Consider the following 16,104-nt stretch of genomic DNA (forward strand, 5'->3'; position numbering starts at 1 on the left):
AAAAAATAACTGCTGTTGATTGTATATACAAGAGCTTCAGGTTAGATTATTTGCTGTTAAATGAATGATGAGCGCAGCAGCATATGACGTACTGCCTGGCTTTTGTTTATGGTTCTGTGCTATGGAGTTTTTATGTCTGCACCCCATCAGTTTGATGCCATCTGGCACAATGTTCAGCTTGCCACTATGACTGACAATGGCCAGCCTTACGGCACTATCAGCGACGGCGCTTTGGCTGTTAAAGACGGCATCATTGCCTGGTGTGGCCCTAAAGCTGAGCTGCCACCTTGTGATTTACTCAGCACTCCTTTGTATGACGGTCAGGGCCAATGGTTATTGCCGGGATTTATCGATTGTCATACCCATCTGGTGTATGCCGGCAGCCGTGCCAATGAATTTGAAATGCGGTTAAATGGTGCCAGTTACCAGGATATCGCGGCAGCAGGAGGCGGCATAAAATCAACTGTCGCCGCCACCCGCGCCGCCTCTCATGAAGAATTGTTTGTGCTTGGCAAAGACCGCCTGAATGCACTGCTGAGCCAGGGGGTGACTACTGTTGAAATCAAATCAGGTTATGGTCTGGACCTGGCGAGTGAGCAAAAAATTCTTGAAGTGGCCAAACTGCTGGACGAACATCATCCCATCGCTATTGAAAAAACCTTTTTAGGCGCCCATGCCTTGCCTGCTGAATACGCCAACAACAGTGACGGTTATATCAAACTGGTGGTTGAGACTATGCTGCCGGCGTTACATCAGCTTGGTCTGGTCGATGCGGTGGATGTGTTTTGTGAAGGTATTGGTTTTTCAGTGGCACAAAGCCGGTTGTTATTTGAAAAAGCGCAAAGTCTGGGCTTGCCGGTCAAAGCACATGCTGAGCAATTATCGGCTTTGGGTGGCGCTTCGCTGGTGGCTGAATTTGCCGGTTTGTCGGCCGATCATATTGAATATCTGACGGAAAATGACGTGAAGGCGATGGCTGCTGCCGGTACTGTTGCAGTGCTGTTGCCTGGCGCTTTTTATTTCCTGCGTGAAACCAAAATGCCGCCTGTTGGTTTATTGCGCCAGTATCAGGTGCCGATCGCGATTTCAACCGACTTAAACCCGGGCACTTCGCCGCTTTGCAACCTGCCGCTAATGCTGAATATGGCCTGTACTCTGTTTAAGTTAACACCGGAAGAGGCGCTGAAGGGGATAACAGTACATGCCGCCAAAGCGCTGGGTAAAACAGACAGAGGTGTGCTGGCGACCGGTAAAAAAGCCGATTTTGCCCTTTATGCTATCAGTCAGCCGGCAGAACTTTGTTACCAGTTTGGGGTTTCTCAGCTTAAGCAGTTGATTGTTAATGGTAAAATTACAGCAATGCCGCGCTGAGCGCGGCTTTACAAAATAAGCAAACAGAGTAAGCTGAAAGTATCAGCGTCTGATGAGAAGTAAATTTTGAAATTTGTCTGGCTGCTCCTTGCCTTTTTTGCTGCGCCGGCCTGGGCTTTGTCCGGCTTAACTGCTTATGCCGACTGGTTATTGCCGCTGTTGCTGCTGACATCCTTGCTGTTGTTATTTTTGCTGCTCAGAAGTCAGCGTCATAATCGTAGTCTGCAGGCTTATATCAAGACTGTGCAGCAACTGCCGGATCCATTCAGGATGCTGCATGACGAAATCACCGGTTATCCGAATAAACTGGCATTTGAGCAGCAAATCAAACTCTTACTGCAACGGGATCCTTCGCAACACTATTCGTTATTATTATTAAAAATCAAAGATTTTGAGCATATCAACAAAGCGCTTGGCCGCAGTAACGCCAACCTGTTATTAACCCAAATTGCCGCCCGCATCAATCAGCAGCTGGTCAATGATCCCGATGTGCTGAAACTGGAATGGCAAAGCCAGCACGCAGCTGTTGCCCACTTGGGCGGCGTTGATTTTGCAGCCTGGGTGCATGCCGGGCGTAAACAGCATCAGGCCGAATATCTGGCACAGCGTATTGAACAACAAGTGCCTGAGCCTTTGCTCATTCATGGTTGTGCTATCGAATACCGGATTGCCAGTGGCGTGGCGCATTATCCACAACACGGTACCCTGCTTAATGAACTGATGGACAAAGCTTATCAGGCTCTGCAATTCCACCTGTACCGTTTTAGTGAAACCCAGGTGTTTCACCCGCAAATGCAGAGTTACACCGACGACAAACTGCTGATGATGTCGCAGCTCAGCGACGCCATAGTACAGCACCAGTTACAGCTGGACGTGCAGCCGCAGCTGGATTTACATAGCTCACAAGTCGTCGCCGCTGAAGTGTTATTGCGCTGGCAACATCCGGACAAAGGTTTGTTATTACCCAAAGACTTTCTGCCGATGGCCGAAGAAATGGGCATGATTTATCCGTTAACCCAATGGGTGTTAGCGCAGGCGATAACAACGCTGCAGCAGCTGCGCCAGCAGGGGTTTGAGATTGCGCTGGCGGTGAATCTGGCCAGCAGCGATTTAATGCAGATGGAGCTGGTAGAGCAACTTCAACAGATGCTTGAAGATGCTGAGGTGCCGCCGGAACAGCTGATCCTGGAAATTAAAGAACAGGCTTTGCTGAGTGATCCGGAAAAAGCCTTATTGGTGCTGCAACGTTTGCATCAGTTGGGTGTCGCGCTGGCACTGGATGATTTTGGCACTGGTTTGTCGTCTTTGGGCTATATCCGCCAGTTGCCGGTGCAGCAGGTGAAGGTAGACTGTTCTTTTATTGCCGGTTTGCATCGTTCCGACACCCAGGCTGCAGTCACTGGCGCTATTTTGGATGTGGCAAAAAATCTGCAGCTTATTGTAGTGGCTGAAGGAATTGAAGAGCAGGCGGTGGCGGATCGGCTGGTAAAAATGGGCTGTCAGCGTGGCCAGGGCTTTTTATACTCCAGACCTTTTGCGCTGCACGGTTTACCATCCTGGTTAAAACAGTGGTTTCACCAGAAAAACCAATAACTGTTCTGCCGGTTAAAAAACAAATAAAGCGCTGATTTTCAGCGCTTTATTTGTTTCTTGCCTGTATAAAAGCCAGCACTAAGGCGGTTAGAACCTGACCTGCTTCTGACATACCGGCAGCAAGACCGGCCGGATGTTGGGCCGGTGCAGCTTCTGCCAGATGCAGATAACGGCTTTGTGGCAGTTTTGCCAGCTGATACACATACTGCTCGGCTTCACGCACCGACACGCCACAGTTGGTGAAGGCGCTGACCGGCATCATGCTGATACTGTCGGTGTCCAGTTCAATGCCAACAGGGGTTTGCTGCTGATCGACAAACCGGATGGCCTCTGCCACTGCCTCGTCAAAAGTACAGCGCTGATGCAGGTATAAATCCTGATAACTGCAATAAGCAGCGCCGGCTTGCTGCAACTGGGCAAGGGCAGTGGCTGAGTTTTTCAGCTCATGCAGCCCCAATACAAAATAGCGGTTTAAATAACCCAAAGCCGACGCATAACTAAAGCCATTACCGCTGTGGCGGCCTTCCTGTAAACGAAAATCGCAGTGTGGGTCCAGATTCACCGCATTGACCTGAGAGCCGCTGCTTTGCGCTAAAGCTTTCAGCAGTGGCAACGCATTGTTATGGCCACCGCCTATCACCAGCGGGGTTAAACCTGCGTCGAAAATAGCGCGCAGCACAGGCGTGGTTCTTTCATCTATTTGGGCACATAAGCTGCGCAAAGTCGCCAGCTGTTCTGCATCCTGGCTTTGCAGTGCGACGCTTTGTTGTTGTAAGTCCTGCAGCTTTATTTCACCCAGCAGCAGAATTTGCCGGCCATCGACAAAGGGATTAGCCTGCAGATTCACAAAACGTTTTAAAAATGCCTGAAAACCTAAGTCGGCGCCGCCATTGCCAAAATTGGCACGCGGACCAATATCTTCCGGAATACCCAGCAGCACATAACGCACACCTGCAGCTTTGGCCAGACGCAGCGCGTCGGCTAAAGGTAAAGTGGCATCGGCAAATTGCAGGGTTTCGCCCAAACGGGTTTCACCACTGCGCTGTTGTTGAAAGGCCGCCAAAGTGGCGGCCTGATAGCGGATGAGCAGTTCTTTCATTGAACTTCCGGTTGTTTTAGTCTGTTATTCAATATCAAGGGGTTCGGCAGACAGAATAATGCCTGTGCTGTCGGCGTACAGGTGATCACCTGGCAGGAAAGTGACACCGGCAAAATTAACAGGCACGTCGACTTCACCAAAACCCTGATCATCAGCGCCCACCGGAATGGCATTCACCGCCTGAATGCCAATATCAAAGTCTTCCAGCGTGTCGACATCGCGCACACTGCCGTATAACACCACACCTTCCCAGCCATTTTCGGCGGCCATGACGGCAAGTTCAGCATCTAACAAGGCACGGCGGGCTGAACCGCCGCCATCCACCAGCAATACTTTGCCAACCCCGGGCTCAGACAGAACTTGCCGGATCAGACCATTGTCTTCAAAACACTTAATGGTCTGGATCATGCCGCCGAACGAGCGGCGTCCGCCATAATTGGCAAACAGCGGTTCGACCACGTCAATCATGTCAGCATACAAGTCACATAATTCGGAAGTATTGTATTGCATTGCTTGGTCCGCCTGATAAGTCATTGATCCAGTGCACAGTATAAACTTATCGGAGCGAAGCTCAAGCTTGTTGTCGGCCAGAGCGTGCTGCAAATTATGCGGGTGCCTGAGTGCAAATCCGCATTTGCTGTGGTAGTTTTTATCCATAACTGAAAATAAATTAGGTGAAGTGGGTTGAGCACTGAACTGATTCTGGCCAGATTGTCGCTGTTTTTGATTCAGGCTGGATTGGCACTGGTGCTGAGTCTGGTACTCTGGCATTTTTACCGTATTTATCAGCGGCACTATCTGAAATCCTGGTCAGTCGCATTTTTTGTACTGGCGCTTTATGTCATTAGCCTCAGCTGTTACTCCTACTTTGCTACCGAGCTGGTCAGCGCATTTTATTTACGGCAAATATTTGAATTTATTTATATTTTCACTTGTTATTCCTTTGCTATCTGGGTGTTGGTTGGGGTGCGTGAAGCTGTGACCTCGGAGCGTATCGCCTCCCGTACTGTGAATCAGCTGCTCTGGCTGGTTGGCCTGATTGCATTATTTTCAGTGTTGTTATTTGCCTTTGATACCGAGCTAAGTCCCTGGAAACATTATCTGCAGGTTAACCTGAGGTTGTTTTTTATTGGCGCCGCTTTGTTTGTGGCCGGCATCTGGTTGTTTTCACTGCAACGAAAAATTTTTGTCACTAAGCTGGTGGCCAGCAGCATTGTACTCTGGGGTTTTCAGCTGGTGGTGGTGGCTATGCTGTCGGTCTGGTTTGGCACCGGTGACACGCTAAACCGGGTGATTCTGGTCAGCAAACATCTGGAACTATTTTGCCAAACCATTCTGGGGCTTGGGCTGATTATCTGGCTACAGGAAGATGAAAGAACCGCCAACCTGCAACTGACTGCCAAAACCCGTTACCTGGACAGCCATGATCATTTAACCGGAGCCCTGAACCGTGATGCTTTATTGCAGGAATTAAATCTGCTGATGCAACAGCAGCAGGAACCATTGCTGCTGGTGATGGTGGGGCTGGATAGGTTTAAAACCATCAACGAATCTGTGGGTTTAAAACAGGGTGACCGCATTTTGCGGGAAGTGAACCGCCGTTTTGAAGCCAGTATTTTAAAACCCCGTTTTATTGCCCGTACCGGCGGCGATATTTTTGCCCTGGTGTTGACTGAAGCTCACAGCGAAAAACAGCGGCAGTTTTCGCTGCAACATATTGAACAACAAATTGAAAAACCCTTTGCTTTTGAGACCGTGCAGCTAAAAATGACCGCCAGTATGGGCCTGGCAATGTATCCGGAGCATGCGGCCAACGCCGAAACTTTGCTGCAAAAAGCCAATATTGCCTTTCATCAGGCCAAAAGACAGCAGCAGCGCTGGGTGCAATATCACAGTGGAATGGAAGAAGAATCCGCCCGCTTGTTATTGCTGGAAAAAGAATTATTGCTGGCCATAGAGCAGCGCCAGTTTGTGTTGTATTTCCAACCACAGTGGAATTTGCGTGAGCAGCGTATTGACGCTTTTGAAGCCCTGGTACGCTGGCAACATCCAGAGCGGGGGTTAATCATGCCGGCGCAGTTTTTACCTGCGGCAGCCCAGCTCGGGCTCAGTCAACGGCTGGATTTAGCCTTACTGGAGCAGGCGGTTGCTACTCTTGGACGCTGGCGGCAACAACGTATTATGCTGCCGGTGGCGGTCAATATGTCGCCCATTCATTTTGAGCAGGAAGGTTTAAAGCTGAAAATTCAGCAGCTTTTAGAGCATTATCAGGTGCCTTCTTCCATGCTGGAGCTGGAAATTACCGAAGATACAGCCATGGGCGATATGGACAAAGGCCGTAACTATGTCACCGAGCTGCAGCAAATGGGCATTCGGGTGTCGATTGACGACTTTGGTACCGGCTATTCGTCTTTGGGTTATCTGCGCAAAATGCCGATCGACAAAATTAAAATTGACCGCAGTTTTATTACCGATATGGCTGGCAGTGATTCAGACATGATGATTGTCAAAACCATGATCACGCTGGCACACGGCCTTGGCAAACGTATTCTGGCCGAAGGGGTGGAGGATGAACATCAGCTTGGTTTGCTGCGCCATATGGCCTGCGATGCGGTACAGGGGTACCTGATTGCCAAACCTCTGCCCGAAGCCGAAGCGCTTGCCTTATTGGCGCGCAAAACATCAGGTTAAACACATTCATTTGTTTGTCATCTCAGGCGGCTAGGCTGACCTTAGTCTGAAGCTGAATGGATTGCCTGATGAAACTTGCAAGGCTTGCTGCTTTTGATCAGTTTTTTTTCAGCTGGTTGTTTCAGCGTTTTGGTAGCAGCACAGTAGCACCGCTGCGCCGGTATTGCTCCAGAACAGCCGATGGTCCTTCTTATGCGCTGCTGGCGTTGTTGTTGTGGCTGTTTCAGGGGGAGGCTGCGCTTGAGTTTATTCTGTTGCTTGCAGTGGCCTATGGTATTGAATTACCAAGTTATATCCTGCTGAAAAACCTGTTTCGCCGTGCCCGTCCGGCTGAGTTGTGGCAGGGGCATTTTCAGCCGCACATCCTGCCTTCTGATCGTTTTAGTTTACCTTCAGGCCATACCGCCGGCGCTTTTGTATTGCTTGGTGTGGTGGCCATAATAGCCCCATTCTGGTTGATTTTGGTTTTTCCCTGGGCGCTTTGTGTTGGTCTGAGCCGGATTTTGCTCGGTGTGCATTTCCCGGGGGATGTTTGTGCCGGTGCTGCCCTTGGTTTGCTGGCTGTACTGCTGGCGCAGACGGTTTTGTTTCTATAGTGTATACATTTACAGTTTTTTTGTTTTTATGCAGCAATATTAGCTTTTATTTCTTATACTTATGCCTTCATTTGTCCATCAGGAAATCTTGATATGCTGCGTAATTTTTCCATCAAACAACGGTTATTGCTTAATGGCCTGGCGGTAGGTCTGGCTATGTTGGTGATGTTGGCCCTGCTGATTTATCAGAGTGCGCAGCAAAGTGCGCTGGCGGAATTGCGACTGGATATCGACAATTTAAAAACCGATGTACTGACACTGCGCCGCCATGAAAAAGATTTTCTGATGCGTAAAGATTTGTCCTATCGCGATAAATACCAAAAGGCCCACACCGAACTTGAACAGCACAGCGAACATTTAAAACAAGGTTTACAGCAAGCTGGCATTGACACTGAGCCGCTGGAAGAATTCAGCCGTCAGACCGACAGTTATCAGCAGCAGTTCACAAAAGTGGTTGAGCTGTCCGAGCTGGTGGGGCTTGATCATCAAAGTGGTTTATATGGCAAATTAAGGGCCGCCGCCCATCAGCTGGAACAACAGTTTAAGCAGGTCAATAACGACACTTTATTGGTGAGTTTGCTGCAGCTTCGCCGGGCGGAAAAAGATTTTATGTTGCGGCTGGATTTAAAATATCTCGATGCTTTTGATCAAGAATTTAGCCGTTTTACCAGCCTGCTCAGCAACGCTGGCGTCTCATCTGAGTTAATGCAGGCTGCCGGTGCTTATCAGCAGGCATTTCATGCATTGGTGGCTGGTCAACAGGAAATTGGGTTAAACCAGGAACAAGGTGTGATGGCCAGTATGCGTGCTGCTATTCATCAAACGGAACAAAGTCTGGAGAATATGGGCGAGGCTGCACAAAAAGCGGTTGAAGCTGCGGTTACTACCACGAGAACCCTGGCTTTTGCACTTTTTGTACTGGTGTTGGTCGCCGTGATGGCACTGGTGCTGATGACCAGCCGCAGTATTCTGCAGCCTATTGCCAATGTCTGCCGCACTATCGGTCTTATTCGCAGTGATAACGATTTTCGCCAAAGGGTGGAAGTCAGTGGCAATGATGAAATGACCACTCTGGCCAAAGACTTTAACCAGATGTTGTCGGATATCCAGGATTTAGTACGCAGTGTGAATCAGGCGCTGGAAATGCTCGACAAGGCCACAGCTGAACTGGCGCAATCTACCTCAGACACCAGTCGAGGCATGAGTCAGCAGCAGATGGAATCTGACATGGTGGCCACAGCCGTGACTGAAATGGGCGCCACTATTGATGAAATTGCCGGCAATACCGAAAACACCGCCAGTAAAGCCGAAGCTACCAATAAAAATGCCAGCGACGGCATGAAAGAAGTAGAACAAACTGTGGCGCGTATTACCAGTTTATCCAATGAATTACAGCAGGCTGCCTCTGTGATGGCCGAACTGGAGAAAGACAGCGCTACTATCGGCTCGGTACTGGATGTGATCCGCGGTATTGCCGAACAAACTAATTTGCTGGCGCTGAACGCTGCGATTGAAGCTGCCCGCGCCGGCGAACAAGGCCGGGGTTTTGCTGTGGTGGCCGATGAAGTGCGAAGCTTAGCGCAACGTACTGCCGACTCAACCCGGCAAATTGAACAGATCATTGTTGGTTTACAAGGCCGCACCAAAACCATAGTTCAAACCATGCAAAGCTGTCGTGAGCAAGGCAGTTCCAGTGTGCAACAAGCCGGTATTGCCAGTCAGCTATTGGCCACTATTACCCATGATGTCAGCACCATTATGGATATGACCACTCAGATAGCTACCGCTATTGAAGAACAAAGCCATGTGGCTTCTGAAGTGAATAAAAATGTGGTGCGTATCCGCGATATTTCCCAGGAATCACTGGTGATAGCCACACACAACGCGCAAATCAGTGAAGAAGTGGCTGAGCAGGCAGCCCGTTTGCACCAAACCGTGGATAAATTCCGCGCTTAAGCACAACCTTTGATAGTGATTACATACACCGCAGCCTGGCTGCGGTTTTTTTTGCTGGTAATTAAGGCCGCAGGCGTTAGCATAGGCGCCCTCTGTTATCTGATTGGAAACAACACAAGTGTCTTCTGCTCCTTGGTCAAAATGGCAGTTATTGCTGGCCAGATTGGGTTTAAAAAATGCGGACAGCCAAAAACTTTCAGCGCTGCCGTTGTCACAAAGATTGACAGTTGCCTGTTGTGCTGCAGTGGCGCTTTATCTGGTGACCCAAATTAGCCTTCAGCTCAGTGCTAAAGATGCTGCCGTGGTACTGCTCGCCTCGATGGGGGCTTCGTCTGTGTTGTTATTTGCGCTGCCCAACAGCCCGCTGGCCAAACCCTGGTCTTTTCTGGCCGGACATTTTATTCCAGCTTGTATTGGTCTTGCCTGTTCGCATCTGTTCACCGATCTGGCGCTGATGGCCGCAGTCACTATAGGTCTGGTGCTGTTTTTTATGTACCTGTGTGAATGTATGCATCCGCCGGGCGGGGCCACAGCACTGGTGCCGGTGATTGCATCGCAGCAGGGCCTGCTGTCGCTGGATTTTTTGTGGTATCCGGTGGGTTTAAATATGCTGGTGATGTTCTGTGTGGCTTTGCTGCTCAATAAGCTGGTGTTAAAAAGAGCCATTTTAGCTGCGCCTACCCAGGCTTTTGACCCGGTGCATCAGCATCAGGACCCGCCGCCGTTAAAACGTCTTGGGGTGCAGCCTGATGATTTAATGTCGGCGCTTAATAATGCCGACACAGTGATGGATATCCGAGAGCAGGACCTGGAGTTGTTATATCAGCAGGCGCAGCAACATGCGTTTGCCAGACAACATCAGGATTTATTGTGTGCAGACATTATGTCGCGTGATTTGATCACAGTGACTGCCGACACACCACTTTTTAAAGCCTGGCAGTTATTGCGCCAGCATAAAATTCAGCTGCTGCCGGTGGTGGATGCACAGCAGCAGCTGCTGGGTGTTATTTCGCTGGTGGATTTCCTCAAAGAAATGCCGCTGCATGACTACGGGCTTTTTATTGGATTTTTCCGCAAGTTCTGGCAACAACAGTCAGATCACAAACAACAACAGCGGCCGGTGTCGTCTCTGATGCAGCAGCAGGTGGTGACTGTGACGGAGAAGCAGCAGGTGGTGGCCGTGGTGCCTTTGTTGTCCGATCTTGGCTTACATCATGTTCCGGTGTTGGATCAACAGCAGAGGCTGTGTGGCCTGATTAGTCAGTCCGATTTAATTGCCGCTTTGTATCAGTTACAGCTGCAACCATGCAGTGAAGGCAAAAACAGCGCTTAAAGCTGCCTGATATTCAGACTGGCTTCGCGGTTGCTATTGGCTGCCGCCAGCCGGTCCAGGTAGTCCTGCCATAAAGTTTCACGGTTCTGGTGCAACTCGCGTAAATAAGGCCAGCTGTAAATGCCGCTGTTATGGCCATCATCAAACACAATTTTGGCGGCATATAAACCCACAGGTAAAATCTGACTGATAGCGACCTGTTTTTTATGGCTGACCAGTCTGGGTTTGCCGTGGCCCCGCACTTCAGCAGAAGGTGACAATACCCGCAAAAACTCCGGGCTGAAGCTGGCACAAAGGCCATCAGCAAAATGCACCTCCAGTATTTTGCTTTGGCGGTGGTAATGTAATTTTGTCACCTGGTGCATCTGTTTTTCCTTTCCAAAAACAAGCCCGTCACAACGGGCTTGGCGACAATTTGCAGCTGGTTATGCCGCTTATAAAATAAAGCGGCTTAAATCTTCGTCCTGCACCACAGATTCCAGATGGGCATCAACATAAGCACCGTCTACCAGTATGGTCTGGCCGGTATGGTCGGCAGCTTCAAATGACACTTCTTCCAACAGCCGCTCCATCACCGTATATAACCGGCGGGCGCCAATGTTTTCTGTAGTTTCATTGACCTGCCAGGCCGCTTTGGCAATACGTTCAATACCATCTTTGCTAAAGCTTAACTTCACGCCTTCGGTCGCCAACATCGCAATGGTTTGTTCGGTTAACGAGGCTTTGGGCTCGGTCAGAATACGTTCAAAATCACTGGCTGACAGCGGTTGCAGTTCAACCCGGATCGGTAAACGTCCTTGTAATTCAGGGACTAAGTCAGAAGGTTTGGCCATCTGGAAAGCGCCTGAGGCAATAAACAGAATATGGTCGGTTTTGACCATACCGTGTTTGGTGTTGACGGTGCAGCCTTCGATGAGTGGCAGTAAATCCCGTTGCACCCCTTCACGGGAAACGTCCGGGCCTGAGGTTTCACCGCGTTTACAAATCTTGTCAATTTCATCAATAAAAACAATGCCGTTTTGTTCAACTGCTTCTAAAGCTTTGGCTTTGAGTTCTTCCGGATTCACCAGCTTGCCGGCTTCTTCTTCCACCAGTTGCTTAAACGCGTCTTTAATTTTCAGTTTGCGCTTTTTGGTTTTATCCGAGCCTAAATTCTGAAACATACTTTGCAGCTGTTGCGTCATTTCTTCCATGCCTGGTGGCGCCATAATTTCCACACCCATGGCAGGCATTGCTAAATCCAGCTCAATTTCTTTGTCATCCAGCTGACCCTCACGCAGTTTTTTGCGGAAAATCTGCCGGGTGTTGGCATCACTGTCTGAGCTTTCCACTTCACCCCAGTTATTGCGGGCGCGGGGTAATAACACATCCAGAATGCGCTCTTCAGCGGCTTCTTCAGCACGGAAACGGTTTTTTGCCACTTCTTGTTCGCGCACCATTTTTACTGCGCTGTCAGTGAGGTCACGGATAATACTTTCCACTTCTTTACCAACATAACCCACTTCAGTAAATTTAGTGGCTTCCACTTTAATAAAAGGCGCGTTGGCTAGTTTGGCGAGGCGTCTGGCAATTTCAGTTTTACCCACGCCTGTTGGGCCTATCATCAGAATGTTTTTTGGTGTGACTTCCTGACGCAGTGCCGGGTCGAGCTGCATGCGGCGCCAGCGGTTACGCAGGGCAATAGCCACAGCACGTTTGGCATCCTGCTGGCCAATAATATGACGGTCCAGCTCATGGACAATTTCTCTTGGGGTCATTTCAGACATAACGGACCTTCTTACAAATCTTCAATAGTGTGATGCTGGTTGGTGTAAATGCAGATATCACCAGCAATAGTCAGGCTTTTTTCGACGATGTCGCGTGGGCTCAGTTCGGTGTTGTCCAACAGTGCTTTGGCGGCAGCCTGAGCAAAAGGTCCACCACTGCCAATGGCAATTAAGTCTTGCTCCGGCTGAATGACATCACCATTACCGGTAATGATCAGCGAGCAGTTGGCATCGGCCACCGCCAATAATGCTTCGAGTTTTCGAAGCATACGGTCGGTGCGCCAGTCTTTGGCGAGTTCCACCGCAGCGCGCATTAAATGGCCCTGATGCATTTCCAGTTTGGCTTCAAAACGTTCAAATAAGGTAAAAGCGTCGGCTGTGCCACCGGCAAAACCAGCCAGCACTTTGCCATGATAAAGCCGTCGTACTTTGCGGGCGTTGCCTTTCATTACGGTATTACCAAGGGTCACCTGGCCGTCACCCCCTAAGGCAACCTGACCATTACGGCGTACAGAAACTATTGTGGTCATAATATCTCTTCTTAAACGGCTGTATTCAGCCTGAAAGCGGGCACTGTTTCAGGAAATAGGGGCATTTGGAGGGTTTTTCAAGTTACAGCAGCACAATAGCTTAGGTGGTCATACTGAAGAGGTAGAGCGGTGTTGCTGTGAGCCTGAGTGCAACAAGGCTGTACTCAGGCTTTTGATTAGAGTGGGATCCAGCAGTCGGCGACTTTTTGTCGTTTTAGCAGATTTTTATCGTTTTGCGCCTGACGGCGGCTGGCGTATGGGCCTATCACGACCCGGTATTTGCCTGACGATTCTTTAATGCTGGCGGTCAGGCCGGCAAAGGCAATTTTGGCTTTGGTTTGTTGGGCGGCATCCAGCGTTTTAAAAGCACCACAATACATAGTGGCCGGTTTTTTTGATTCCAACTCATCCGCTTTGACCTGAACCTCTTTAGTCTCCAGCTCTTCAATGTAGGTATAAGGTTCTTTCGACGGTTTTTGCGGCAGTTCGTCCAGCACTTCGGTTTTGGCGGGCTGAGCTGCGGCCGCTTCTGCTGCCAGTTGTTCTGCGCCCGGGCGATGAGAGATGTGCCACAGAAAATAACCAAACACGGCTAACAGCAATAACACAGCTGCAATCAATAACTTGGGAACCGGTTTCGGCGCATTGGCTTTTTTCCGGGTTCTTGGGGCTGGCCTTGCGGCCTTGACATAATCTTGCTGGGGCATAACAGGAAACTGCTTCACACTTTTTTACAGGCTATAGGGCATTCTACTGAAGTTAGACAAAAAAGAAACGACTGAAGTTTGTCTGCGGCCGCTGTTGCTGTTTTCCTGCACAGTGACGCCTGATTTTTAACAGGGTGTTTTTAACTGAAAGCATTTAACTTAAATCCAATGGGTCCACATCCAGTTGCCATTTAAGTTTGCGACTGAGCGCTGACTTTTGAATATGGGAAAGCAACATCTCCAGCAGCTGATGTAAAGCTTTACGATCCGGACTAAATAACTGCAGTTGCCAGCGATATTTACCGGCTTTACGTTCCAGCGGCGCTTTTACCGGCCCCAGCCACTGCACTCTTTGTACTGCTTGTACTGCTGTTTGTGTTGCTGCCTGCATCTGCCCGGCACAAATCTGCTGCAGTTCTGACAACCATAACTGACAAATGGCGCTGTCGAGACCTTCAGCACGAAACATCGCCATAAACTGATAAGGCGGCAGCTGGGTTTGTTGCCGCTCTCTGAGCGCACTGCGGGCAAAAGCACTGTAGCCATTCTGAATCACATCCTGCAGCAGCGGATGACCCGGATAATGAGTCTGCAGCAACACTTTTCCCGCTACATCACCGCGGCCGGCACGACCCGAGACTTGTGTTAACAGCTGTGCCAGCTGTTCGGCAGCACGAAAATCACTGCTATATAAAGCGCCGTCCACATCCACTATCACCACTAAAGTGACATTGGGAAAATGATGCCCTTTGGCCAGCATCTGAGTGCCGATAACAAGCTGGGGTACGCCACTTTGAATAGTGGCCAGATGCGCTTCCAGGCTGCCTTTACGCCTGATGCTGTCTCTGTCCAGCCGGGTTATAGGAAAATCCGGAATAAGTTTAGCCAGCTGTTCTTCCAGCTGCTCTGTGCCCTGACCTACAGGCGCCAACTGTGTACTGCCGCAAGCGCCACACTGGTGCGGCACTGGTCTGGTAGCTGCGCAGTGATGGCACACCAGCTGACGGCTTTGTTTATGGTAAGTGGTAAAGGCACTGCAATGCAGGCATTCGGTCAGCCAGCCACATTCGTGGCAAATCAGCGCTGGTGCAAATCCGCGGCGGTTTAAAAACATCATCACCTGATTGCCACGGCTCAGATGCTGACGCATTTGCGCCAGGGTGCCGTCGGCCAAGCCGTGTTTCAGCACCTGTTGTTTTAAATCAATCAGTTCTATTTGTGGCACCAGCTGACTGGTAGCGCGCTCCGGCAAAGGCAGATGGCTGAATTTTTTCTGCTGCACGTTATATAAAGATTCGAGGCTCGGCGTAGCAGAACCCAGCAGAATAGGGCACTGCTCTATGCTGGCGCGTTTCACCGCTAAGTCGCGGGCGTGATAACGAAAACCGTCCTGTTGTTTCAGCGATTGATCATGTTCTTCGTCGATGATCAATAAACCCAGATTTCGAAAGGGCAAAAACAACGCCGAGCGGGTGCCGATAGTAATAGCCGCATCACCACTCTGGCTGCGTTGCCAGGCACGTAATCTTTCGCTGTCGGTCATATTGGAATGCCAGCTTTGCATCGGCACGGCAAAACGTTTTTCAAACCGCGCCAGCGTTTGTGGTGTTAAACCAATTTCCGGCACCAGCACTAACACCTGCTGGCCTTTGGCAAGCACTGGCGCTATTGCCTGTAAATACACTTCGGTTTTACCTGAGCCTGTGACACCTTCCAGCAAAAAACGGCTAAAACTGCCAAGCGCCTGCACTACAGCTGTGACGGCCAGTGCCTGGGCCGGGTTCAGCTGCAGTGCTTTTTGTTTTTCTGTCTGGTGGACAAAAGGTGTAAAAGGTTCGCTGACCAGCTCAACCAGATTTTTCTCTAATAGCTGATTCAGCGTGGTTCTGCTGTGCTCAGCCAGCACTTCAGCTTCGGTTAAATCTGATGTTAATAAGGCCTGCCATAATGCCAGCTGTTTGGCGGAACGGCGAAACAGTTCAGGTTGCTGCTCTCGGCCGCAGTTTGTTAAGCGCACCAGTTTATGTTTTTCATTGTCGAGCAATCGGCCTTCACGCAATAAGGCGGGTAAAGCGCTGGTCAGCACATCTCCCAGCGGATGATGGTAATAGTCGCTGGCAAAACTGAGTAAATCCCTGAGTTTAGGCCCAAGCACAGGCACAGGATCGAGCAGGGCACTGACATTTTTTAAACTATTGCTGTCAAAACTATCAATGGGATTAATTTGCCAGACAATACCCACCAGCTGGCGTTTGCCAAAAGGCACCAACACCCTGGCACCGACCTTAACCCCTGTGGGATCGTCAGTTTCCAGTTGATAATCAAAATGTTGGCGCAGCGGCACCGGTAGGGCAACCCGAACAATCAGCACAATCAAATTCCGTCAATAAACCAACAGCAGTTTACAAAGCACGGCCTTGCCTGAACAGGGCTATTTTCCAGCCTTGGTGCGGCCTTGAGCT

Annotated in this window: 13 protein-coding genes; 6 read left to right on the forward strand and 7 right to left on the reverse strand. The window is 49.8% G+C overall.

The window, feature by feature from the left end; genetic code table 11:
• The first annotated feature begins 132 nt into the window (after positions 1 to 132).
• Together hutI and N3Z11_RS04300 are read left to right on the forward strand one after the other, a co-directional pair.
• The gene (gene hutI / locus N3Z11_RS04295) at positions 133 to 1,371 is read left to right on the forward strand and encodes an imidazolonepropionase (protein WP_260655919.1); all 1,239 of its coding nucleotides are present in this window, start codon (positions 133 to 135) and stop codon (positions 1,369 to 1,371) included.
• A gap of 66 nt (positions 1,372 to 1,437) precedes the next feature.
• Positions 1,438 to 2,964 carry a putative bifunctional diguanylate cyclase/phosphodiesterase gene (locus tag N3Z11_RS04300; protein ID WP_260655920.1) on the forward strand — a complete coding sequence of 509 codons (1,527 nt, stop codon included), beginning with the start codon at positions 1,438 to 1,440 and terminating at the stop codon, positions 2,962 to 2,964.
• 46 nt (positions 2,965 to 3,010) lie between these two features.
• Here the strand turns inward: N3Z11_RS04300 and N3Z11_RS04305 are convergent, their stop codons facing one another.
• On the reverse strand, positions 3,011 to 4,063 hold the full coding sequence (locus N3Z11_RS04305) for a formimidoylglutamase (protein ID WP_260655921.1): 1,053 nt from the start codon (positions 4,061 to 4,063) through the stop codon (positions 3,011 to 3,013).
• Between the two features lie 24 nt (positions 4,064 to 4,087).
• Entirely contained in the window at positions 4,088 to 4,573 is a 486-nt protein-coding gene (rraA, locus tag N3Z11_RS04310) for a ribonuclease E activity regulator RraA (protein WP_260655922.1), read from the reverse strand.
• A gap of 174 nt (positions 4,574 to 4,747) precedes the next feature.
• On the opposite strand from rraA, the gene N3Z11_RS04315 reads away from it, so the two are divergent.
• From N3Z11_RS04315 to N3Z11_RS04330, 4 genes are all read left to right on the forward strand, one after another.
• Entirely contained in the window at positions 4,748 to 6,754 is a 2,007-nt protein-coding gene (locus N3Z11_RS04315; RefSeq protein ID WP_260655923.1) for a putative bifunctional diguanylate cyclase/phosphodiesterase, read from the forward strand.
• Between the two features lie 68 nt (positions 6,755 to 6,822).
• Positions 6,823 to 7,350, forward strand: coding sequence for a phosphatase PAP2 family protein (locus N3Z11_RS04320; protein ID WP_260655924.1), 528 nt, complete (start codon positions 6,823 to 6,825; stop codon positions 7,348 to 7,350).
• A 93-nt stretch (positions 7,351 to 7,443) separates the two neighbouring features.
• Complete coding sequence (locus N3Z11_RS04325) at positions 7,444 to 9,306, forward strand: methyl-accepting chemotaxis protein (protein ID WP_260655925.1); 1,863 nt, start codon at positions 7,444 to 7,446, stop codon at positions 9,304 to 9,306.
• Positions 9,307 to 9,424: 118 nt separating this feature from the next.
• On the forward strand, positions 9,425 to 10,639 hold the full coding sequence (locus N3Z11_RS04330) for an HPP family protein (protein ID WP_260655926.1): 1,215 nt from the start codon (positions 9,425 to 9,427) through the stop codon (positions 10,637 to 10,639).
• On the opposite strand, the gene N3Z11_RS04335 is transcribed toward N3Z11_RS04330, so the two are convergent.
• The 5 genes from N3Z11_RS04335 to priA all read right to left on the reverse strand — a co-directional run bounded on the left by N3Z11_RS04335 (position 10,636) and on the right by priA (position 16,013).
• Entirely contained in the window at positions 10,636 to 11,004 is a 369-nt protein-coding gene (locus N3Z11_RS04335) for a gamma-butyrobetaine hydroxylase-like domain-containing protein (RefSeq protein ID WP_260655927.1), read from the reverse strand. The genes N3Z11_RS04330 and N3Z11_RS04335 overlap by 4 nt on opposite strands.
• A 69-nt stretch (positions 11,005 to 11,073) precedes the next feature.
• A complete protein-coding gene (hslU, locus tag N3Z11_RS04340; RefSeq protein WP_260655928.1) occupies positions 11,074 to 12,405 on the reverse strand; it encodes an HslU--HslV peptidase ATPase subunit in 1,332 nt (443 codons plus the stop codon).
• A gap of 11 nt (positions 12,406 to 12,416) precedes the next feature.
• Positions 12,417 to 12,935 carry an ATP-dependent protease subunit HslV gene (gene hslV / locus N3Z11_RS04345; RefSeq protein WP_260655929.1) on the reverse strand — a complete coding sequence of 173 codons (519 nt, stop codon included), beginning with the start codon at positions 12,933 to 12,935 and terminating at the stop codon, positions 12,417 to 12,419.
• Between the two features lie 176 nt (positions 12,936 to 13,111).
• Positions 13,112 to 13,642 (reverse strand): SPOR domain-containing protein, encoded by a 531-nt coding sequence (locus N3Z11_RS04350; RefSeq protein ID WP_260655930.1) that lies wholly within the window; start codon positions 13,640 to 13,642, stop codon positions 13,112 to 13,114.
• A 154-nt stretch (positions 13,643 to 13,796) separates the two neighbouring features.
• Entirely contained in the window at positions 13,797 to 16,013 is a 2,217-nt protein-coding gene (gene priA, locus N3Z11_RS04355; RefSeq protein WP_260655931.1) for a primosomal protein N', read from the reverse strand.
• Positions 16,014 to 16,104 lie beyond the last annotated feature (91 nt).

Origin of the sequence: Rheinheimera sp. 4Y26, assembly GCF_025245835.1 — a bacterium.
Taxonomy (GTDB): Bacteria; Pseudomonadota; Gammaproteobacteria; order Enterobacterales; family Alteromonadaceae; genus Pararheinheimera.

Bases quoted from the DNA above. Each gene is read 5' to 3' on its own strand.
- hutI (WP_260655919.1), top strand. From the start codon at position 133: ATGTCTGCACCCCATCAGTTTGATGCCATCTGGCACAATGTTCAGCTT.
- N3Z11_RS04305 (WP_260655921.1), bottom strand. From the start codon at position 4,063: ATGAAAGAACTGCTCATCCGCTATCAGGCCGCCACTTTGGCGGCCTTT.
- rraA (WP_260655922.1), bottom strand. From the start codon at position 4,573: ATGCAATACAATACTTCCGAATTATGTGACTTGTATGCTGACATGATT.
- N3Z11_RS04320 (WP_260655924.1), top strand. From the start codon at position 6,823: ATGAAACTTGCAAGGCTTGCTGCTTTTGATCAGTTTTTTTTCAGCTGG.
- N3Z11_RS04325 (WP_260655925.1), top strand. From the start codon at position 7,444: ATGCTGCGTAATTTTTCCATCAAACAACGGTTATTGCTTAATGGCCTG.
- N3Z11_RS04335 (WP_260655927.1), bottom strand. From the start codon at position 11,004: ATGCACCAGGTGACAAAATTACATTACCACCGCCAAAGCAAAATACTG.
- hslU (WP_260655928.1), bottom strand. From the start codon at position 12,405: ATGTCTGAAATGACCCCAAGAGAAATTGTCCATGAGCTGGACCGTCAT.
- hslV (WP_260655929.1), bottom strand. From the start codon at position 12,935: ATGACCACAATAGTTTCTGTACGCCGTAATGGTCAGGTTGCCTTAGGG.
- N3Z11_RS04350 (WP_260655930.1), bottom strand. From the start codon at position 13,642: ATGCCCCAGCAAGATTATGTCAAGGCCGCAAGGCCAGCCCCAAGAACC.